Raw genomic sequence first — 21,016 nt, forward strand, 5'->3', positions numbered from 1 at the left:
ATTTTCCAACTTTTAATGTAATGTAAAATTAGTATAGTTACAATTACTATTTATATGGATTTATAGTTTTTCACAAACTTGTATCACAATATGAGAAATTATTACAATAAAGTTCACTAATAACCAATGGGAGTTTTATTCATCACCACTGATTATTAGTCCACTCCAAGCAGGCGTTTACAGGTAGTTCGATTTCTTTGTCACAGCTAAATTTTGAGGTGAGAATCTTATTGCCCGCAAATAGCGAAATTAAAAGAAATAAATATGATTTTTGACCTTTATTTCTTTTAATAGTTTCTTTTGATTTTATATAAACAATTTCGAAGGGACTTATTTTATGAAAAGAATATTAACCGAAAGAGAATTAGAAGTGGCTATTTATGTAGCAAAAGGATATACAGATGCAGAAATTTCCAGAAAAATATATGTTACCCCTAGAAGAATTTCAACGATAATTAATCATATTAAAGAAAAATGGCATATTAATTCTAGAGTGGAATTAGGTATTTTAGTTTATCATTATGGTTTTATAGATGCACCCTTATTTTCTAATAAGGAAATTCAGCTATGCAAAAAGGTTGTACAGTAGATAGCAGAATATAAAAAGGTTAGAGAATTAACTTCTCTAACCTTTTTATATTCAATATTAGCTTTTAAACAGCCCTAATGCTACCATTAATCCTGTTATCTGTTCAACCTTGTATAAACACAAAAAAGAATTAGCCCTTCCTACTTTTCAAAACTAGTTACAATTCTCTCTTTCATTTTCTGTATTACTTCACTGCTCAATACTTTTTGACCAGCAGGAAGTTTTAATATGGCAGCGGCACCTTTGCTAAGGTATATTTCTTGATCATTATTTTGATTTACTACCAATATTCCTTGCCCTTCAAATTCGAAATAACTAATATCTTTTGTTTCATTTGTATTATTTTTTATTGCTTTATATAATCCATATAAATCTTTACTTCTATTTTCTCCGCCCGTTCGAATCGGTTCAGTATCATTCGCAACAATTAGTCCTTCTGGCTGCTCACCCTTCATAATAAACCACAGCTTTTCATTTGTTGGTAATAGCAATTGCTTAAATTCAGAGCTATTTAAAATTTGCTGTGCTGGAATTGTTGCATAGATTGGTAACGAAAATGGAGATGTTGTTATTTTTTCAAAATTTAAATTTTCAGAAGAACTTCCCTTACTATATTGATAATCTTTTAATGCGATCGATTGTACTGATTCACTTTTATTTTTTGATGCATAACTAATTTTACTAGCGAAAATAATAACGGTCATTAAACACATGCACGGTATCACAAGCTTAAGTAGATTTCCCATTTATGAACCCCCGCTTTTAATATTATTAGTTTGCATGGATATTATAAACAGTTTCACTCCACCAAAAATTATTATTGTTATGGAACGTACTGAAATTATGATTATAATGATCACCATACCAAGGGTCCATGTACGTTATATAATCTGTTCCATTTGTCCCTTTATAAAATCCATCAAGTACTAGAAAGTGTCCGATGTTAGCTCCATTTTGCCACATAATAAGTACAATCATCGGCTGATTACTATTAATTTGACTTTTGAACCAATCATACGATTTTGCTCCAGAACTTATAGCTGAACTAACACCATATCCCGATAATCCATATTGTATTTCACGTGAAGTTGCAGGATTATTATATGATCCACCCTTAACATACCTAACGTACTGATCTTGTGAAGGAGTTTTCCCAAAATAATTTAAAACTGAAACCGAAGTGCCTGCCCAACACCAATTTGATCTTTCTTGTAATATGTTAGGTACAGATAATTTACGGTCTATTGGTGTACTTGGAGGATTTCCATTAATATACGCTGACGTTACATATACTTTTTTTCCATCTTTAAAATAGTAAAACCAACGATTATCTAAATTTCCTGTCCAGTAATCTTTAACCGCTTCACCATACTCCCATCCTTTAAAAGATACTTTTGTATTTCCGGGAATCACATCTACAATATTTGCATTCAAACTTTTCGCCTCTCTAACATTTACATTCAATGGAGCTGTTGTCCCTGAAAATTCAACTTCTTCTGCTATTATTTTCTGAACACCAATAAAACTAAATGTGAAGAACAATAAAACCATACAAACAATAAAATGCTTTCTTCCCTTCATTTCTCCACCCCTTCATCAGTACTAAAAAACATCAACAATTCATCCTTATTAATTGTTCAAGCTTAATATTACATACTAACGAAAAATGACTTCTCATAAAGTAAAACTTTAATCAGTGGGGGTTTTATTCATCCCTCACTGATTATTAGTTAAACTAATCGGGCTTTTACGGGCTGCCCGATCCCCACCTAACTTCTTTGCTCTCGCTGGATTTTGAGGTGGGAGTCTTACTGCCCGGCAAATAGCGAGATAAATTCCAATACAAAAAAGGAGCCTATAAATTTTTATAGGCTCCTTTTTATTTCGTCGTTATTACTTAGCTAATTCTTTCGTACCCTTCATTACATCAACGAAGAATCCCCAGTTATTCACTACAGAAGAGATACTGATATGTTCATCTGGAGTGTGGACGTTAAAGATGTCTGGTCCGAATGAAATTGCATCTAATTCAGGCATCTTTTGAACGAATGCGCTACACTCAATCCCCGCATGTACAGCGAAGATTTCAATTTCTTTATTGTATTTTTCTTGATGTACTTTTTCAAATAAATTACGAATTTGTGAGTTTGGATTGTATGGCCATTCTGGATACTCTGACTCTATTTCAAATGTAGCACCAACTAATTCAGCAATATATTTGATTTCTTCTGCAACATGTTGTTTTAAACTACTTACAGAACTTCGCACTTCGTTACGTAATTTAATTTCATCTTGCAACGTTTCAATAACGCCTAAATTTGTTGAGCTTTCTACAAGACCTTTAATATCCATGCTCATACTTTGAATACCATTCGGAATTAAGAATAATGATGAAATAAGCTGCTTTTGTGTCTCTTTAGCAAATACTTTTTCAACTGTTTCATCCAATTTTGTCAGTGTAACATGAACATCTGAATCAACAGCACGCATTTCTTCTTGTAATACACGTGTCCATGATTCTAGTTTTTCTTCTACTTGCCCTACATCTTCTGTACGAATTAAAATTGTAGCTACACTTTCACGCGGAATTGCATTCGTTTTTAATCCGCCGTGAACTTCACTTATGTTAAACTCCGTATGTGCTGATAAATCACGTAACACTCGTCCTAATACTTTGTTCGCATTACCGCGTTGTTTATCAATTTCCATACCAGAATGTCCGCCTTTTAGACCGCCAACATATAGACGGTATGCATCCATATTCGCTGGTGTTTCATCCCAAATTACGGGAATTGTTTCAACAGCTTTCGCACCACCTGCACTACTTACAAGTAATTTATGATCTTCTTCAGAATCAATATTTATAAATATCTTTCCTTCAAAATGATTTGGATCAATAGCAAAAGCCCCGCCCATTGTCGTTTCTTCTTCAGTAGTGATAACGACTTCAAGTGCTGGATGCGGAATTTCTTTTGAATCTAATAAAGCTAATGCATACGCAACTGCAATACCATTATCCGCACCTAAAGTTGTTTGATTTGCATATAACATGTCCCCAATGATTCGTAATTCAATTGGATCTTTTTCAAAATCATGTACTGTTGCTTGATTTTTTTCGCAAACCATATCCATATGACCTTGAATAATAATAGCTGGTACATTTTCATAACCAGCTGTTGCTTCTTTTTTAATAATGACATTTAATGCTTCATCTTGAATGACTTCTAAGTTACGCTCTTTTGCAAAGCCCACTAAATAATCACTAATTTCCTTTTCATTACCTGATCCTCTAGGAATCTTTGAAATTTCTGCAAAATGATAAAATACAGGGTGCTTTGTTAATTGTTCTAAAGTAGAATACATTTTTCAAGCTCCTCTCAAAATGAAAAAATAGTATGTAAGTCTTTTATCATTATACCATGATTCATTATTTTACCTTTCTTTTAACTTTTATTGTTCATTTTATTTACAACACTCATACAACATTATAAGGGCGTTGTAAGCTATATCGATTTTTCTCATTTAATAATAGTCGTATACTTTTTAAAGAAACACATTAAAGGAGATAAAGAAAATGAAAAAGTTTGCAGCAATTATTACACTATGTTTATTATTTTTTAGTTTTACTATTGGCTGTGAGAGAGCGTCACTAAATAAAATTGGTAAAGATGTATATTACATGCAGATAAAAGGCGAAGGAGCTATCGAAAAAGTAGATGGTAGAAACTTACGAAACTATACGCTGCCCGCATATCATGAAGATGGTGTCAAAAAACAAATTACATTTAGAAGTACAAAAAAAGAAAACGACCATAAATTAAATGAAGACGCGTTTTTACGCCTTTATGTAGATCAAGATGATAATAGCAAAAATGAAATATCATCAATTGAAGTAAAGTCCTATGAAGAGATTCAGAAAACAGATTTACCTAAAAAAGTAAAAGATAAGTTTACTATTAAATAAAAAACAAAAGAAAATGCTCTATGCATTTTCTTTTGTTCTTTTCACTTGTATATATTTTGAACTACTATTATTCATCAGTTTCTCTAACCGATTTATATTCTCCGTTAATGCACCTTTCACAAGAGAGAAATCTGTATTGGATTCTTCTTTTTTTTCTTTAAAAAACGAAGACTTTTGTACATTGACTTCAGCCATCTCTTCTCCCCCTTTTCAAAAAGATACAACCTTTTATTTATATTATATAGCAAATGTAGAAAGAGTGTACACTTATGATTTTCTTTTTAATTCTTCTTCTAATTCTTCTACTTGCTGCAACGCATCCCCTTTTATTAAAGAGAAATCTGTTGTATCTTCGTTATCTTCTTTAAAAAAATCATTGTCATAATCTTTTACCACTACAATCACCTCTACATGCTAGTGTAGGAATGATTGTCCAATTTTATTCAACTTTGTCGGATTTTGTTTTTAATTTATGTATAGAAGAAAAGGACAGAAAAAGATTCTGTCCTTATTTACTAAAATAACTATGATGTATTGTTAAATTATATACATTTTCAAAATCCCGATCTTGCAGGTTATTTTTCTTTCCATCAATAACAATGAAAACATCACTTACTATTTTTGCTGGTATAATCCCGACATTTTCTACTTGCACTGCTTTCTGCTCATTCAATTGCTCGATATGTTCTAACGGAACGATAATACTAAATTGCGAGCGAATACCACGAAAGTTTGTATTTAATTCCTTTGCCGCTTCAAAAACAACAATTTTCGCGCCAATTTTTTCCCCATATGAATCTAAAAATACATTTAAGCTCTTTGTATATTCTTCTTCCGTATGCCATTCCATCGTACCGAAAACTGCTGGATTAACATTTTGAATAATTGTGGTGTATATTTCTCCTCTCGCTTTAGATGCAATTAATGATCGTTTTATTGATTGAACTGTCTTGCCAATATCGCTAAATTTCGCACCCCATATTTCTGAAATATTAGGCGTTAAAATGAACGCAATATCAACAAAAATAACCATTGCAGTAAACATTAAAAGATTTTTCCAGAGGGTTAAATCAATTCCTTTTATCATGAAATACACGGTGACAGATATGATAAACAAACCATACCAAGTCTTTCTAATACGTTGCTTTTTCTCTTCGTACAACTCCTCATTTTTCCAATAAAAGAAAACAAGGACTACAAAGACAATCGCTAAAACAAATAAGCCAATTCGAATGTTAGAGATCATTAATCACATCACCCTCCATTCAAAAACTACTCACGATATCATTACATGCGCAAGCCGCTCTCTTTATGACAAAAGACATGGACAAGCTTCTAAATTTAGCTACATCGCATATATATTAGAAGGTACCACGTCTTTTATCCTGCTATTTGTGGGCAGTAAGACCCCCACTGATTAAAATTTTACTTTACCATGAGTCTATATTGTATATGTAGACAAGCATTCATTTCAAATTTTCGTATTAAAAAGAAATATGTTTCGGAATTTCCCCTTCAGGTACTTCTCCATCCATACTTAAATAATAATGACGAATCGGACGTAAGTTTTCGTCTAATTCATAAACAAGCGGAATACTAGTTGGAATATTTAATGAAACTACACCATCACTCGAAAGGTTGTCTAAGTATTTTACTAGCGAGCGAATTGTGTTACCGTGTGATGAAATAATTACTTTATTACCATTTTTTAATATCGGCGCAATTTCTGAGTGCCAATAAGCAAGTACTCTCTTCTCCGTATCCTCTAAACATTCAGTTAATGGAAATTCACCTTTTTTGAGTGTTTTATATCTTGGATCGGTCGCTTCATATCGAGGATCGTCTTCAGTAAGAGCCGGTGGTCTTACATCAACACTTCTTCTCCAAATATGAACTTGCTCCTCACCATATTTTTGAGCAGTTTCATCTTTATTCAACCCCTGCAATGCACCATAATGTCTTTCATTTAGCTTCCAAGATTTATGTATTGGGACCCAAGTAAGATCCATCTCATGAAGTACAATCCATAACGTCCGAATTGCGCGTTTTAATACAGATGTATAAGCCACATCAAAAGTATATCTGTTTTTCTTTAATATTGCTCCTGCTTCTCTCGCTTCACTTAATCCATTCTCTGATAGATCAACATCTGTCCATCCAGTAAAGCGATTTTCAAGATTCCATAAACTTTGTCCGTGACGAATAAGTACAAGTTTTATCATTATAATTCCCCTTTCGGAAATGTGAATTTTATTGTTCCATTGCGTACACGTATAAAGTATCTAGTAATGTATCTTTTTATCCATTCACTCTATAACCAAACGATAGTTGCCAAATGTATGGATAAAATTTGTTCTTTTTCAAACTATAAAAACAGAAGTTTTTCATTATTTTTGATCGACTGGTATTTCCCGTTTTGATATCCAAGCATCAAAACCTGATCGACTATTTGCCATTTCATTCATAACTTGATGCCAATTGTCTTCACATGATTCACCAAATTTTGAAAAAATAGCGCCCATTTGTTGTCTTTGTACATCGCTCAATTTTTTCTCTAAATCTGCACCTTGTTCTGTTAAAGACAACTGTTTCACACGGCGGTCATGTGTAGCTTCATTACTCTCAATTAAGCCCTTTTCCACAAGTTGACGTAGTGGCCCGTGGAGAGCTTGTTTACTTATTTCTAATAATGATAATAACTCATTTACACTTATCCCTGGAAAACGTGCGATAAAAAATAAAATTCGATGATGTACTCGTTGAATGCCATATTCTTTTATAATTTCATCTGGCTTTTCAGTAAATGTTTTATATGCAAAATAAAATAATGCTAATGCCTCATTCATCTGTTCTTCTTTATGTTGTGTCATCTACTTTCCCCCTGTATGTAAATTATACCACAATCTAGTAATGAATATTTTAATCAACTTATTAGAACCTGTTTAGTCTATTGAAACATTCACTGCATAATTAGGAGATGATTCATTTGAAAAAAATATACTGTAAGTACATATTTATTGGATAGACTACACGGATTAGGAATTGAACATACATTCGGGGTTCCTGGTGATTATAATCTTGCCTTTTTAGATGATGTAGTACCACATGAAAATTTAAAGTGGATTGTATTATTAGTATTGGTGTGAAGTTAACTGATACTATTACAGGCGGCTTCACACAAGGTTTTACAAAAGAACAAGTTATAGAAATCCATCCCTACACTGTGAAAATTATAGATAAAAAATACGGTCCAGTTGTAATGCAGGATATTTTACAACATTTAAGTGATTCAATTGAGCATCGTAATAAAGATACTCTTGACGTTAAGCCATTTATTTTAAAATCATCTCTTTTTACTGAAGAGTTCAATCCCAAATCACAAATGGTCACACAAAAACGTTTTTGGCAGCAAATGTACCATTTCTTACAAGAAAACGACATCTTAATTGTAGAGCAAGGAACACCTTTCTTTGGTAGTGCTGCTATCCCTCTACCTAATAACACTGCATATGTAGGACAACCGTTATGGGGATCTATCGGATATACACTGCCCGCTCTAATTGGTACACAGGTCGCCAATTTATCACGGCGCAACATTTTAATTATTGGTGACGGTTCTTACCAAGTAACTGCCCAAGAGTTATCAACTATACTACGTCAAAATTTAAAACCGATTATATTTTTAATCAATAACAACGGATACACTGTTGAACGTGCCATTCACGGCCAAAACCAACCATATAATGACATACAGATGTGGGATTATACTAACTTGCCGAACCTATTCGGATCAGAAGAAAAAAGCCTAACATTTAAAGTGGAGAATGAAACAGAGTTAACAGAAGTCTTAACAAATATAACTTTTAATAAGAATCAACTTATCTTTATTGAGGTAATAATGAGCCAAAGCGATCAACCTGAATTGTTAGCTAAACTCGGGAAAAGATTCGGTCAGCAAAATTCTTAATATAAAAAAACTAATTATACAATTGGTAGTGTAAAATTTGTTTTGAGAATAGTTTCGACACTCAAAATACATAAGGAAAAGGATGGAAAGCACCATCCTTTTCTATTTTAAGAGCGTTCTTCGACTAACGCCCCGTGTGACAAACAAAAATTCTTAATCCATCTTTAACTTTATAGCTTTTGTCGCAATAAATGTTTTAATATGCTTATCTAATATCCTTGTCCCACCAAAATCATCCTCATAAAAACCTGTCATAGCAAAACCAGCTTCAATTTGGCCTTGGATTTGGTCTTCTAAAGTATGCGCATATTCTATTGTTTGATTTGAATCGATGTAATCTTGAACTTCATCCTCTGGTAAATAATCCAATGTTGATGAAGGAATTGAATGTTTAACATCAAGAATACCTTTTTGTTCTTGGTTATCATCAAAGATCCATAGTAATGGATTTGTAAATCCAGCAATAAGAATACCTTTATTCTTTAAAACCCTAGAAACTTCATTCCATACAAGATGAACATCTTTTACAAACAAATTAGAGACAGGATTTACAACAATATCAAAATATTCATCCTCAAAGTCACCAAGGTCTGACATATCTCCTTGTACGGTTTTTAAAGTCAAACCATCCCGTTTTGCTACCTTTTCATCTTGTTCCAATTGCTTCTTAGATATATCAGTAACTGTTACATCTGCTCCAGCAGCAGCTAGAACAGGTGCTTGTTGTCCACCACCTGACGCTAAGCAAAGTATCTTTAATCCATCTAATGACTTTGGAAACCACTCTCTAGGAACTGACTTTTCCGTAGTGACTGTAATCTCCCATTCACCTGATTTGCTTTTCTCAATAATCTCGCTACTTACAGGCTGCGTGTATCTAGAACCTTCTTCAACCTTCTTCAACCTTCTTCAACCTTCTTATCCCATGCATTACTGTTTTGTTGTGTAGTATCCATTGCGATTAGTCCTCCAAACGATCTAGTGGCATTCAATGTGTAAGCTTATTAACTATTTATACTTTCCTTTTCCTATTAACCTGCCTGATAGTTCATACATAGTTGTTTACATTTATATTAACAGATAAATACTAATAATTACTAAAAATTCTAAAAAGAAACAAAAATATACATCTATTCCATCATTCATTTAAAATAATCGTAGAATTGGTAAGTTTTAAACAACTCATTTCCACAAAAAAAGCATTCCAAAACTGTTGACAGTTGGAACGCTTTTTTATGTTATTTCATTTTTCAAGCTTTTAACTAAATCCATTAAACAAATAAGCTACGCTTTTTCTTTTTTATTCAGCAAGAGTTAACTGCCAAGATACACCATACTTATCATTTAACCAGCCAAACTTTTTACTAAACGGATAAGAACCTAAAGGCATGAGAATTGCTCCATCCTGCGCTAGTTTATGAAAGACCGTTTCAATTTCTTCTTCTGTCTCACAAGTTACATAAAGAGACATAGCTGGAGTGAATGTAAAATTATGATTTACATAACTATCAATACACATAAACTCTTGGCCATTTAGCGTAAAAGTTGCATGAATTACAGTTCCCTCTTTACCAGGTCCATTTTCATCGTAGCGAGAAATACTTACAATTTCCGATTGATCAAATAGCGACGTATAAAAATTCATTGCTTCCTCAGCTTTGCCTTCAAACATTAAAAACGTAGTAATTTTTTGATTTGTGTTACTCATATGGAGACAGCCCCTTGTTATATATTTATGTAAAACATAAGTCGGCCAAAAAACCGAACGTATATTCCCATAAGTGTATTGTCTATAAAAACGATGAGTTTGTCAATTATCTACTTTCTTATTTCTTCTTAAATAATGCTGTCCAAAGAAATGATTCTCCAAATATTTCTTTCGGTTGTTTCATTTGTTTCATCCTTCTAATCTCAATTACCTCAAATTCTTTAAATATCTCTCTTAACTTTTCTTCCGAGTATGCAAGACCACCTTGTAGACTCCATTCTCTATATACGTCCCAATCTGTTATTTCTGATCCATTTCGCTCATCTAAATTGCCTGCTGCAAAACATGTTAATCCGAAATAACCACCCGATTTTAATGAGTTTTTAATTAAATCCACATAATTTATTCTTCTATGCGGTGGAATGTGATGCAAACAGCCCGAATCATATACAAAATCAAATTCGTTTTGAACCTCTAAATTAAAAATTGAATTACAAATAAAATGAATTTCTACCCCTTTTGCCAATGCCCTCTCTTTTGCCCAGTTAATGCCTTCTACAGATAAATCCACTGCTGTTACATCAAATCCTTGAGTCGCTAAATAAATGGCATTTCTACCTGGACCACATCCAAGTTCTAATACCTTCCCTTTTGAAACTCTCTCTTTTTGTATATTCGAAACTAGATTCTCATCTGGAACATTTTCAAAAAACGGAACATCCTTTTCTCTATTCTCATAAAACTCATTCCAAAATGGTTCTGCAGGTCTTAATAATGAATCAAGCATTTTTAAGATGTCTTCTTGTGTGTGTAACGTTTCAGTTTTCATTAATACCCCTCCATGAATTAATGTTCAGAAAATTATTATATATCTTTTTGAACTTTCAGACGAATAAAGGCTCCACATTTTAATTTTTTCTTTATTCTTTAAATTATTTTAAATACGGTAAATGAAATTATAAACTTTACTCTTATGGTGCAAATGCACGCCAACCTATTATTAAATACAAAAAGAGCCACAAATTTTTGTGACTCCTTCTGCATTAATAATTATATCAGGATTTTTTATTATATAGCGATTTCTCTATTAACAAACGATATATCTCTTCATCCAGATTACCATTTCATACTTTAACGGCCACGTCTTTGCTGACCTTGCTTTGTACTACCTTTTTTATTACTTGACTTATTAAATGATCGGTTATTTTCATTTCTTGAATCACTTCTCGAGCTATTTCTCGAATCACGTCTTGATTCACTTCTTGAACCTTCGCGGCTATCTCTTTGACGATTTTGACCTGATTTCTTTGGAGCCGGCTTTGGTACCGGTTTTCCATTTTCATCTACACGTTTTATCTTCGGTTGTTCGATTATTTCTCTTTGTATTGGTGCACCAAGCGTTTTTTCAATTTCTTCTAAATGTTTTTCATCTTTCGCTGCAACGAACGTAATTGCAAGACCTGATCCACCTGCACGTCCTGTTCGGCCAATGCGGTGAATATAACTTTCTACATCTTCAGGGATATCAAAGTTAAATACGTGCGTTACACCATCTACATCAAGTCCACGAGCTGCTACATCCGTTGCGATTAAGTACTGAATTTTAGCTTCGCGGAAACTCTTCATAACTCTTTCACGTTTCGCTTGAGGTATATCACCATGAAGTTCAGCACAATTATAACCTAGTCCTTTTAAATTATCATAAAGCTTACTTGCTCTAACCTTTGTACGACAGAAAATAACTGCTAAAAATGGCTGGTCACGATCCATAACAAAACGAAGTGCATCTGGCTTTGCACGATCTGTCGTCTCAATGACACGCTGCTCAATTGTATCTACCGTTACTTCTTCACTTTGTACTTGAATCATTTGCGGCTCATCCATATAACGCTTCGCCAATTTTTTAATATCTTTTGGCATCGTTGCTGAGAATAACATCGTTTGTTTACTACCAGGTGTCTCATCTAAAATATCTTCAATATCATATAAGAAACCGAAATAAAGCATTTGATCCGCTTCATCTAGTACAATCGTTGAAAGATTACTTAAATCAATTGTTTCGCGTCGTATATGATCTAATAATCGTCCTGGTGTTGCAACAACAATATGTGTATTACCTTTTAATTTTCTCAATTGTTGTGCTACATCTTGCCCACCATAAATCGCTAGTACATTAATATCTTCTCTTTGAACAAGCATTTTTTTAATTTCAGTTGTAATTTGCAGAGCTAGTTCCCTTGTTGGTGCAACAATTAAAGCCTGAACATCACTAGACTCTGGATTGATTTTTTCTAAAATGGGTAACACAAATGCTAACGTTTTACCCGTTCCAGTTTTCGCCTGCCCAATAATATCTTTACCTGACAGAATAACTGGAATTGCCTTTTCTTGAATTGGTGTTGCTTCTGTAATTCCATTTTCACGTAATGTATGATTAAAAGTTTCACTAATTCCTAATTCTAAAAAGTTTTTCAAATAGACCACTTCTTTTCCTTATTTTTCACATTAGCTTTCATTGTACCATTTGTTTCGCTAAATATGAAAAATAAAAAAATTCTTATCTTCTTTTTTTATATTCATCCTGTACTAGATGGACAAATTCTTTTTGCTTTTTCTCGGATTTTATTAATGGTTCCATATTTGCAGAAGTCAAAATATACTTTTTAATTTTTCTATTACTCCAAATTAAACTTGTATACTTCGGATCTTCATGTAGATTTCGAAACCACTCTAATTCACTTAATTTTGCAATATGGTGTTTCAATTTCATGTCATTTCGAGGATAAAACAAAATAACATTTGCTATTACATCAAATAACGAACCCATCTTCTCTCTCCTATATCCTTGCTCAAATTATATATATTCTTTTGTACATATACATTTCAATTTTACCGAAATATACTGTTACTGATTTGGTTGAAATCGCAAAATATATGAACTAAAAAACCGATCTTTTTGATTTAGGAAAGACCGGTTTTCATTATTTTATAAAGTCAGCTTTCCTCCATGGTAGCAATAATACTGTGCTGCTTTAAGACTTTTAATCCTATTTAAAGACTTTTCCGCCCTTTCTATATCTAAGCAAAAATCCGGATTAGCTATTACTAACTCACGATTCTCTTGAACCGCTGCATCTCCTGTAATTACACAGTCTAAATTCGGAAAATATAATGAAATATGCCCCGAAGTATGTCCTGGCGTCGCTACTATTTGACATTCATTATTCAAAATCATTTGACCATCATGTACTTTTTCATCGACGGAAATATGTTTTATATTTTTTAACTGTTGAATAAACCATTTACCAAATTCTTTTTCTTCATTTGGCATACGTTCTAACATTTTTTCAGCTTGAGCCAACCTCTCTGATCTTATATCACCACTAATATAGTTAGATTCAATTTCACTAGCAATAACATTAATATTTGGATATTTCATTTTAAAATCATATAAATCCCCTATATGATCGTCATCATAATGGGTAATAATTATATTCTTTAAGTTTTTCATCTCATATCCATGTTTTAATATTGCATTTTCAATTAAAGGTAAAAAACTTGGATATCCTGTATCGACTAACGTTAATTCATTATGTAATATAATTAAACTTGGATAAATACATTGTTTTTGCCCGTTAAATTCGAATTCAATTGGTAGTTCTATTATTTTCATTTTTCTCCCCCCATACCGCTTATAAAATGCATAATAATAACTAAATCATCCACATACATTTTACAATATATATACTATGTAACGGAACACTGTGAATCGTGGCATAATCCACATTATATTATTTTGAACAGGTAATCCCCTATTTTTATGGAAATATATAATAAGAAAAACAATAACATTGATTAATCTCTCACTTCTTTGTCTATCCTTTTAAAAAATCTATGTTTTTGTAAAAGGAGTATTTATATGGAGAAACAGACACTTTGGAAAAAGTTCAAAAAAAGCTCTGTAAACCTCGGTAAATCCAGCGTATATGAAAGTATTATCTTATTCTACACAATGAAAAAGAAAGAATTACCTACTAAAGCGAAATTCATAATATTAGCCGCTTTATCTTATTACGTATTAACAATTGATTTCATTCCAGATATAGCTGCTATTATTGGGATTGGCTTATTAGATGATGTTTTAGCAATCGCTGTAGCGCATAAATATGTTATGCGCCATGCAGATGCTGAAATTCGAGAGAAGAGCAAGGTAAAAATGGAGTCATTATTTACTTCAGCACAAGCATAATTAAACTATCTAGTCATTTACCATGAGAGCATTGCAGAATAAATCCCTAAACAAAAGCATTTCTCTTAGCTCTCAAACCGTAAACAAAAAGGGTGTCAGCACGTGTTCCTAAGTTCTGACACCCTTTTATTTGTTCTTATATCTATCTGTTATACAGTTGCATGTGTCCCCTTATACAAAACTGCTATTGCCGCGACTATAAGGATCATACCCATAAAAGCAGGTGCAGCATGACCAAGCGATACATAGATTTGCCCTCCAATAATAGGACCAATCATTCTTGCTAAAGCTTGAATAGATTGACTTCCCCCTTGAATCCTTCCTTGTTCACTAGAACCGCCAGACTTTGAAAGCATCCCGTTGAATGAAGGCCCGAAAATTGAATCCCCAAAACCATACATCAGCATTCCAACGATAAGTAGTGGATAGAGTGAAAACAAAGCTGATGCCGCAATAAAACTGTATCCTATAATCTCCGAAACCATCCCAAGAATTGCTATTTGTTTATCACTAAGCTGGATCAAAAGCTTTGGCATTATAAAACTTTGTGAAACAATGTCTTGAAAGCCCAAAATTGAAAACATAAGTCCGATTAGTGCAGGTTTCCAACTGAAAGTATCCATTGTAAATTGCGTGAAAATTGCTTGTAAAGATCCGTTAGGTATCCAAAGTAAAAACGCTGAGACAAGTAACCATTTTAAATTTTTCATGGAAAGTATGTTTGCTAGCTGTGCAAAAGGATTCAACCTTACAAAAGTAATCTCTTTTAACCTATTATTTTTGTCAAGACTCTCAGGCATATATTTGATCCCATATACAACATTTATTAACGTTATGATTGCTCCAAAATACATAGGTACAGTATCACCAAACTTGGCAAGTAATCCCCCAATAGTGGGGCCAATGATAGTTCCCGCACCTACAACTGCACTCACCCATCCAAAGTATTTCGTTCTCTGCTCTTTTGGAATGATGTCTGCAAAATATGCGAAGATAGTACTTATGCTCCCGCCTGTTATTCCTTCTATTATGCGTCCAGCAAATAGTACCCATAAAGCTCCTCCTATACCAAAAACTAAGTACCCAATTGCAGAACCAAATAAGCATATTAAAAGTAATGGACGACGGCCATACTTATCGCTTAAAGCTCCGAGTACTGGGGCAGCTAAAAACACGCAAGCCGCATATACGGAAGTTAGTAGTGTAACAACTAATGCTTGTTCTTCCGGATTACTTGTATATGGCTGTACTAAGAATGGGACTACAGGCATGATAATACTGAAACCTATACCACAAAGAAATACAGAAATAAGTCCGAATAGTAAAGCATGTTTATCTATGCTTTTTTCAGTTTTCCTTTCATTTTGTGATCTAAATATAGACATTTAACTTCTCTCCTTAAAATATTTTGTTGTCGTGTCAACAAAATGATAACTCCATTTTGTTGATTAGTCAACAAAAACAACATAATAAAAAAGCAGCCTATTCTCATTAGAGTAAGGCTGCCATTTCATTATTAAAATGTATTAGGATTTAATATGTATACCTTGTTTCTTTATTTCTGCATCCAAATGTCTACTATACTTTTCCACGAAACTAATTATACTGTCGAATTCTTCTTCAGTTACTTGCTCAAATACAGCTTTATCCCGCTCTTGAAACTCTTTGTGCAGATCTTCATGGATTTTATAAATTTCTTTCCCTTCTTCGGTAAGCCTAAAATAAATTTCTTTCTTATTTTCCGACTTTTGGTAGCTTTCAATAAGGCCTTTTTGTATGAGCTTCTTAGTCATTCTACTTATAGCACCGCGAGTCACATAAAAAGCCTCTGCAAGTTGTGTCACATTAGAATCCACATTATTTTCAATATATTCAATGCAGTGGACTTCAGAAGACTTAAAACCTTTAAGACCTTCTTCCATCTTATCTTTATTAAGCCAAACCAGCTTATTATATAATTCCCTGAAACCGTTCATGACCTGTTCTTCTTTATTCATGACCTGCCCTCCTCACCGCTCATTAGTACATTAAAACTATTATATTAAATTTCTGCTTACGTTTCGACAATATTGAAATAATTATTGTAACATTCAAGATATGTGTAAAAATTGGCGCTTAAATAAAACAATTCATTAAACAGCAAATTTATTGCTACTTACAATAAACAGTAGACAAAAAGTAAGAGCTAAAATTATTTCTCTTAGCTCTTCTTTCATAAAACTATTTCACTTCATTAGCGACAAAAAAGTGCTCACATACACTTGATATGCGCTGTAAGTCCACGTTCCCACCAGATATAACCGCTACTACTTTTTTTCCTTTTATATAGCTATCAACTTTTCCTGCAAGAAGTGCAGCAGTTGCTAATGCACCTGCACCTTCTACAACAGCTTTCCCACGTTGTAATAAATCTTTCATCGCTACTTCCAGTTCTTTTTCTGATACAGTTACAATATCATCTACTAATTCTTTTACAATTTCAAATGTTAATTCCCCTGGTATTTTAACAGCGCAACCATCTGCAATAGTAGGCGCCTCATAATGTTCTACGATTGCTCCTTTATCGTAAGATGCCTTCATTCCATGAACATTATCTGCTTGGACACCAATTATATTAATCGATGGATTAAAAGATTTTAATGCTACAGAAATACCAGAAATAATTCCGCCTCCACCTATTGGTACAATGACAGTATCTACATCCCACATATCATCAAGAATATCTAATCCAATTGTACCTTGACCAGCCATTACCTCTACATCATCATATGGATGTAAGTATGTCTCACCTGTTTCCCTTATAATTTCTTCACATTTTGCCTTTGCATCATCAAATGTTTCACCATGTAAAATTACTTCAGATCCATATCCTCTAGTTGCTTCGACTTTAGCCTGCGGTGCAGAAATTGGCATAACAATTTTACTCTTAATACCGAGTAAATGAGCAGATAATGCAACTCCTTGTGCATGATTACCTGCTGAACATGCAATTACACCTTTTTCTTGATCCGTGAGCCGCGACATTTTATTAAATGCGCCACGAAATTTAAAAGAACCCGTTAATTGCATATTTTCTAATTTCAAATGAATTTCTCCGCCCGTTTTACTAGTCAAGTAAAAAGATTTTACTAATGGCGTTTTACGAGCATTTCTATCTAGAATCTTGTGAGCTTTTTTAATATTGTCTATATGTAATGGTAGTTTTCTAGTTATCATACTTACACCTCTTCCAATGTTCTATTCCTAAGTTTTCGTAAGTCGTAGCTCCTTTATACGAAAAGAAAAAGTCTTTATATATGTACCCCACTCTGAAATAAACACATTTGCAAACAATTTAACATCCTCTTCATATCACGTTCTTTATAATGATTTAAACATGCAATTTGGATCCAGTTATTCTTTTGTAAATACGCTGATTCATAATGGACAATATATCCTTGTAAAGCTAACGCATCACCTACCGTTTTAGAAGACTGACCTTCGCTTAATTGAATTGTAAATATAATTTTCGCGGCATGTTCTTTAGGTGAAACAAGCTTTAACCCCATATCAGTAATAACTTCTTCAATATATTCGTATGTCTCTTTAATTTTTACAAATACCTTTTCATCTTCAAATCTCTTCAACGCTTCTTGCAATGCATAAATTAAATTCCATGATTGTGAGTATGGAATGCTTTCATTTTCTTCATACATACCAATGTCCATATAGGCCGGCACAGCCTCGTTTATTTTTACAATGTGGTTATGAAAAACGAAAGAAATTCCTGTATATGATTTAATCGCTTTACCGCTAACACCACTTGCAAAATACACATCCTTTAAGTCTAATGGTATTGCTCCAATTGAGCTTATGCAATCTACACATAGTTTTATTTGATTCTCGTTACAAAGAGTATTTAGCTCGTTTAAATCGTTTAACATTCCAGTAGATGTTTCATGATGAACAAACCAAAGCCATTCATAATTTCCAGTTGTCATGATTTCTTCTAATTCGGTATAAATAAATGGATCTCCCATTTCCTTTTTATAAGTATCAAAATGTAACTGTGCTCGTTTTGCATGTCCAACTAATCTATTACCAAATTCCCCATTTGTTAATACTAGTCCTTTCCCTTTTAAAGAACGGAACTGTAAAGCGATCGCATCATTTGCTAACGTCCCTGTTCCTAACATAAGCTGTACATGTTTTGCTTTTGTCATGTAAAGTAACCGTTTTTTCACATTGTCCATCATCACTTGAAATGACTTAGAGCGATGCGAAATAGGCCGCGTAGAAAATGCCTTTCGAACGTTCTCTTCAATATCTACTGGACCAGGTAAAAACGTATATTCTTTCGTCATAATCCCCCCAACGCTCGATTCTTCAAACATAGCAGGGGTAACATACATTGGCTGGTAGGTTGCTGCTTCTGTACCAACTAACGTATGGAAATCTTTGAATCCCATCTGCTCATATAAAGCTAGTTCACGTGTTGTTGCAGAAATGAGTGCTAATTCATATCCGTTTAGAAGCAAATAACGATGTAGAAAACGGATTAATCCTAACAACGCTCTTCCATTCCTATATTCACGTTCTACTGAAAGTAAACGAATTTCATACACTTTTTCTCCATGCTCTTGCAAATAAACATCTAAATTTGAAATTTTATAATCTAACGAGAATGGTCGTTTTCCCCGCACCGCGACCATACCTACTAATCTATCCTCATCTAAACAAATTAAATATGTATTTTCTTCATGAAACCTATCTATACGAAACTGGTCTTTCGTTTCTTCATGTTGTGGAATCTCTTCCACAAAAGTTTTATAATTTAATTTATGTATACTTTCAAATTCCCAATCTTGATCAGCAACTTTATAAATTAACCCCATGCCTTATCTCCTTTATCTATTTAATAAAAAATGATAAGTGGAGATTATCCCCACTTATTAAACATTCATTTTATTCTCGATTTACATATAGAATAAGTACAATAATCATTCCACTTAAAATAGTCGTAACAATAGAATAAGAATAAAGAATCATACAAATTGGTAAACAAGCAATCGTAATTAGTCCTGGCTTCGTAAATCCTTTAAATATTAAATAAAATACAATAAAAATGCCTATGAGGGTAAGCGCTATCAAATAATCAAATGCGATTAATCCTCCAATAAATGTTGAAATACCTTTACCGCCCTTACCTTTAAATAAAACTGGGTAAATATGTCCAATAATAACGGCCAATAATGTTAACATTACGAATGTAGGATCTTCAAAAAGATATTTTGCAACAGTAACAACGATTGCTCCTTTAATTGCATCACCTAAAAATGTAGCGATGAAATACCCTTTTCCATATAAGCGCCCCATATTTCTTGCACCAGGATTTCCGCTTCCTTCACCCCTAATATCAACGTTATGTCTCAATTTTGTTACTATATAAGCGGTCAAGATGTTTCCAATTAAATAAGAAGCCACCAAATATAAAAACTGCATACTATTAATCATGTAATCATTCACTTTCTACATGGGATTACATATACAATATTCAATTACTACGTATATTGTACGTTTTAATATACATCCCTTTATACATTTTAACATCATATTTTTACAAATCATACAAAAATTCTCATACGCTATTTTTAAAAATATATATCCCTCATTAAATAATATGTTCCTTTCACTGCCATTTCTGCTTGTGATACAAATATAATTTCTTTCATACTTTCTTCACAGCATTTCTTAAATACAGCAAATATTTCAGGAACTAAACGCAATATACTGCCACTTACTGCAATTGGCGTTGAGTGCTTAAAGTTTAACTTGTTATAAACATTTACTGTAATCCTTGCTAATTCCTTTCCAGCTTGCATTATAATTTCATGTGCATCATCATTTCCATTTCTCGCTTCCTGAATAACTAATGGCGCGATTGCTGCAATTTTATCTTTAGAAGAAGTATATACTAAGCTTTTTATATGAGACGGTGTCAAAAGTTGAAACTGCCTTTGAATATTCAAACTCAATGGACAAAGACTGATTCCTTGATCAAATTGAATTGCCATTTTCTTTAAAGATTGTAATGCAATCCAATATCCACTTCCTTCATCACCTAAAATATGTCCCCATCCACCGCTATACTCATACGCTTCTTCTTTCTTTCCAAGACAAATCGCACCTGTACCACCAATTGTTAAAATTCCGTCATTCCCTTTTAAAGTAGCTGCATGTGCGATCATTGCGTCATTGAATACTTCAATTGGTGTTCCATACTTCTTTTTTAGACGTAATGTTAATTCATTTGTATTTGCTCCACTTACACCCGCTAATCCTAAACAAATACAAACGCAATCCCCCTTTAATAACCCTTTCTGGCATTGATCAATCACTTCCATAATATGCACAAGAGCTTCTTCAAAATCTATTAATATATTTCCAAATCCACTTGTAGCTCTTGCAAATTCGTTACCGTCTTTATCAAATGCAATTGCCTCGGTCTTCGTTCCCCCGCCATCTACTCCAATCATATACTTCATATATTCGCCTCATTC

At 33.2% G+C, this 21,016-nt stretch carries 23 protein-coding genes and 2 pseudogenes; 5 read left to right on the plus strand and 20 right to left on the minus strand.

Going from position 1 to position 21,016, the window contains the following annotated elements; translation table 11 throughout:
• The first annotated feature begins 337 nt into the window (after nt 1-337).
• Nucleotides 338-589 (plus strand): response regulator transcription factor, encoded by a 252-nt coding sequence (locus MHI28_RS04635; RefSeq protein WP_000821942.1) that lies wholly within the window; start codon nt 338-340, stop codon nt 587-589.
• A 140-nt stretch (nt 590-729) separates the two neighbouring features.
• On the opposite strand, the gene MHI28_RS04640 is transcribed toward MHI28_RS04635, so the two are convergent.
• The 3 genes from MHI28_RS04640 to pepD form a co-directional block, all read right to left on the minus strand.
• Nucleotides 730-1,335, minus strand: a complete 606-nt coding sequence (locus MHI28_RS04640; RefSeq protein ID WP_000527414.1) for a hypothetical protein — start codon at nt 1,333-1,335, stop codon at nt 730-732.
• Between the two features lie 25 nt (nt 1,336-1,360).
• Nucleotides 1,361-2,170, minus strand: coding sequence for a papain-like cysteine protease family protein (locus MHI28_RS04645; RefSeq protein ID WP_000678376.1), 810 nt, complete (start codon nt 2,168-2,170; stop codon nt 1,361-1,363).
• A 312-nt stretch (nt 2,171-2,482) separates the two neighbouring features.
• Nucleotides 2,483-3,952 (minus strand): beta-Ala-His dipeptidase, encoded by a 1,470-nt coding sequence (gene pepD, locus MHI28_RS04650; RefSeq protein ID WP_000287540.1) that lies wholly within the window; start codon nt 3,950-3,952, stop codon nt 2,483-2,485.
• Between the two features lie 211 nt (nt 3,953-4,163).
• Here pepD and MHI28_RS04655 point away from each other — a divergent pair, with 211 nt between their 5' ends.
• A complete protein-coding gene (locus tag MHI28_RS04655) occupies nt 4,164-4,553 on the plus strand; it encodes a YxeA family protein (protein WP_000712655.1) in 390 nt (129 codons plus the stop codon).
• A gap of 18 nt (nt 4,554-4,571) precedes the next feature.
• Here MHI28_RS04655 and spoIISB read toward each other — a convergent pair whose 3' ends face one another.
• The 5 genes from spoIISB to MHI28_RS04680 all read right to left on the minus strand — a co-directional run bounded on the left by spoIISB (nt 4,572) and on the right by MHI28_RS04680 (nt 7,423).
• The gene (gene spoIISB / locus MHI28_RS04660; RefSeq protein ID WP_000852629.1) at nt 4,572-4,748 is read right to left on the minus strand and encodes a stage II sporulation protein SB; all 177 of its coding nucleotides are present in this window, start codon (nt 4,746-4,748) and stop codon (nt 4,572-4,574) included.
• A 72-nt stretch (nt 4,749-4,820) separates the two neighbouring features.
• On the minus strand, nt 4,821-4,949 hold the full coding sequence (locus tag MHI28_RS04665) for a hypothetical protein (RefSeq protein ID WP_000237817.1): 129 nt from the start codon (nt 4,947-4,949) through the stop codon (nt 4,821-4,823).
• Nucleotides 4,950-5,061: 112 nt separating this feature from the next.
• Nucleotides 5,062-5,799 (minus strand): type II toxin-antitoxin system SpoIISA family toxin, encoded by a 738-nt coding sequence (locus tag MHI28_RS04670; protein ID WP_000624981.1) that lies wholly within the window; start codon nt 5,797-5,799, stop codon nt 5,062-5,064.
• Between the two features lie 238 nt (nt 5,800-6,037).
• Nucleotides 6,038-6,775 (minus strand): 2,3-diphosphoglycerate-dependent phosphoglycerate mutase, encoded by a 738-nt coding sequence (gpmA, locus tag MHI28_RS04675; RefSeq protein WP_000594159.1) that lies wholly within the window; start codon nt 6,773-6,775, stop codon nt 6,038-6,040.
• A gap of 165 nt (nt 6,776-6,940) precedes the next feature.
• On the minus strand, nt 6,941-7,423 hold the full coding sequence (locus MHI28_RS04680) for a MarR family winged helix-turn-helix transcriptional regulator (RefSeq protein ID WP_000191905.1): 483 nt from the start codon (nt 7,421-7,423) through the stop codon (nt 6,941-6,943).
• A gap of 147 nt (nt 7,424-7,570) precedes the next feature.
• Here MHI28_RS04680 and MHI28_RS04685 point away from each other — a divergent pair, with 147 nt between their 5' ends.
• Together MHI28_RS04685 and MHI28_RS04690 are read left to right on the plus strand one after the other, a co-directional pair.
• On the plus strand, nt 7,571-7,699 hold the full coding sequence (locus MHI28_RS04685; RefSeq protein WP_043311436.1) for a hypothetical protein: 129 nt from the start codon (nt 7,571-7,573) through the stop codon (nt 7,697-7,699).
• Nucleotides 7,675-8,520: pseudogene (locus tag MHI28_RS04690) on the plus strand (thiamine pyrophosphate-dependent enzyme); the annotation flags it as partial. The gene MHI28_RS04685 and the pseudogene MHI28_RS04690, both read left to right, overlap by 25 nt.
• Before the next feature lie 153 nt (nt 8,521-8,673).
• Here the strand turns inward: MHI28_RS04690 and MHI28_RS04695 are convergent.
• The 6 genes and pseudogenes from MHI28_RS04695 to MHI28_RS04720 form a co-directional block, all read right to left on the minus strand.
• A pseudogene (locus MHI28_RS04695) lies at nt 8,674-9,476 on the minus strand (class I SAM-dependent methyltransferase).
• 344 nt (nt 9,477-9,820) lie between these two features.
• Nucleotides 9,821-10,228, minus strand: coding sequence for a VOC family protein (locus tag MHI28_RS04700; protein WP_000072495.1), 408 nt, complete (start codon nt 10,226-10,228; stop codon nt 9,821-9,823).
• A gap of 118 nt (nt 10,229-10,346) precedes the next feature.
• Nucleotides 10,347-11,057 carry a class I SAM-dependent methyltransferase gene (locus MHI28_RS04705; RefSeq protein WP_000846297.1) on the minus strand — a complete coding sequence of 237 codons (711 nt, stop codon included), beginning with the start codon at nt 11,055-11,057 and terminating at the stop codon, nt 10,347-10,349.
• Between the two features lie 302 nt (nt 11,058-11,359).
• On the minus strand, nt 11,360-12,712 hold the full coding sequence (locus tag MHI28_RS04710; protein ID WP_002082792.1) for a DEAD/DEAH box helicase: 1,353 nt from the start codon (nt 12,710-12,712) through the stop codon (nt 11,360-11,362).
• Nucleotides 12,713-12,785: 73 nt separating this feature from the next.
• A complete protein-coding gene (locus tag MHI28_RS04715) occupies nt 12,786-13,055 on the minus strand; it encodes a hypothetical protein (RefSeq protein WP_000535041.1) in 270 nt (89 codons plus the stop codon).
• A gap of 159 nt (nt 13,056-13,214) precedes the next feature.
• Nucleotides 13,215-13,901 (minus strand): MBL fold metallo-hydrolase, encoded by a 687-nt coding sequence (locus MHI28_RS04720; protein WP_000691159.1) that lies wholly within the window; start codon nt 13,899-13,901, stop codon nt 13,215-13,217.
• A gap of 246 nt (nt 13,902-14,147) precedes the next feature.
• Between MHI28_RS04720 and MHI28_RS04725 the strand changes: the two genes are divergently transcribed.
• On the plus strand, nt 14,148-14,477 hold the full coding sequence (locus MHI28_RS04725) for a YkvA family protein (RefSeq protein WP_000415089.1): 330 nt from the start codon (nt 14,148-14,150) through the stop codon (nt 14,475-14,477).
• Nucleotides 14,478-14,626: 149 nt separating this feature from the next.
• Here MHI28_RS04725 and MHI28_RS04730 read toward each other — a convergent pair whose 3' ends face one another.
• From MHI28_RS04730 to MHI28_RS04755, 6 genes are all read right to left on the minus strand, one after another.
• Entirely contained in the window at nt 14,627-15,862 is a 1,236-nt protein-coding gene (locus MHI28_RS04730) for an MFS transporter (protein ID WP_000021836.1), read from the minus strand.
• A gap of 141 nt (nt 15,863-16,003) precedes the next feature.
• Nucleotides 16,004-16,474, minus strand: a complete 471-nt coding sequence (locus tag MHI28_RS04735) for a MarR family transcriptional regulator (RefSeq protein WP_001030909.1) — start codon at nt 16,472-16,474, stop codon at nt 16,004-16,006.
• Between the two features lie 223 nt (nt 16,475-16,697).
• Nucleotides 16,698-17,693 (minus strand): bifunctional threonine ammonia-lyase/L-serine ammonia-lyase TdcB, encoded by a 996-nt coding sequence (tdcB, locus tag MHI28_RS04740; RefSeq protein WP_000632967.1) that lies wholly within the window; start codon nt 17,691-17,693, stop codon nt 16,698-16,700.
• 74 nt (nt 17,694-17,767) lie between these two features.
• The gene (locus tag MHI28_RS04745; protein WP_000523038.1) at nt 17,768-19,351 is read right to left on the minus strand and encodes an aminotransferase class V-fold PLP-dependent enzyme; all 1,584 of its coding nucleotides are present in this window, start codon (nt 19,349-19,351) and stop codon (nt 17,768-17,770) included.
• A 70-nt stretch (nt 19,352-19,421) separates the two neighbouring features.
• Complete coding sequence (gene plsY / locus MHI28_RS04750; RefSeq protein ID WP_000610878.1) at nt 19,422-19,970, minus strand: glycerol-3-phosphate 1-O-acyltransferase PlsY; 549 nt, start codon at nt 19,968-19,970, stop codon at nt 19,422-19,424.
• Between the two features lie 137 nt (nt 19,971-20,107).
• Nucleotides 20,108-21,001: a BadF/BadG/BcrA/BcrD ATPase family protein gene (locus MHI28_RS04755; RefSeq protein ID WP_000876579.1), complete on the minus strand. Its 894-nt coding sequence runs from the start codon at nt 20,999-21,001 to the stop codon at nt 20,108-20,110.
• Nucleotides 21,002-21,016 lie beyond the last annotated feature (15 nt).

Origin of the sequence: Bacillus sp. FSL K6-0268, from assembly GCF_038005425.1 — a bacterium.
GTDB classification, from domain to species: Bacteria; Bacillota; Bacilli; order Bacillales; family Bacillaceae_G; genus Bacillus_A; species Bacillus_A thuringiensis_S.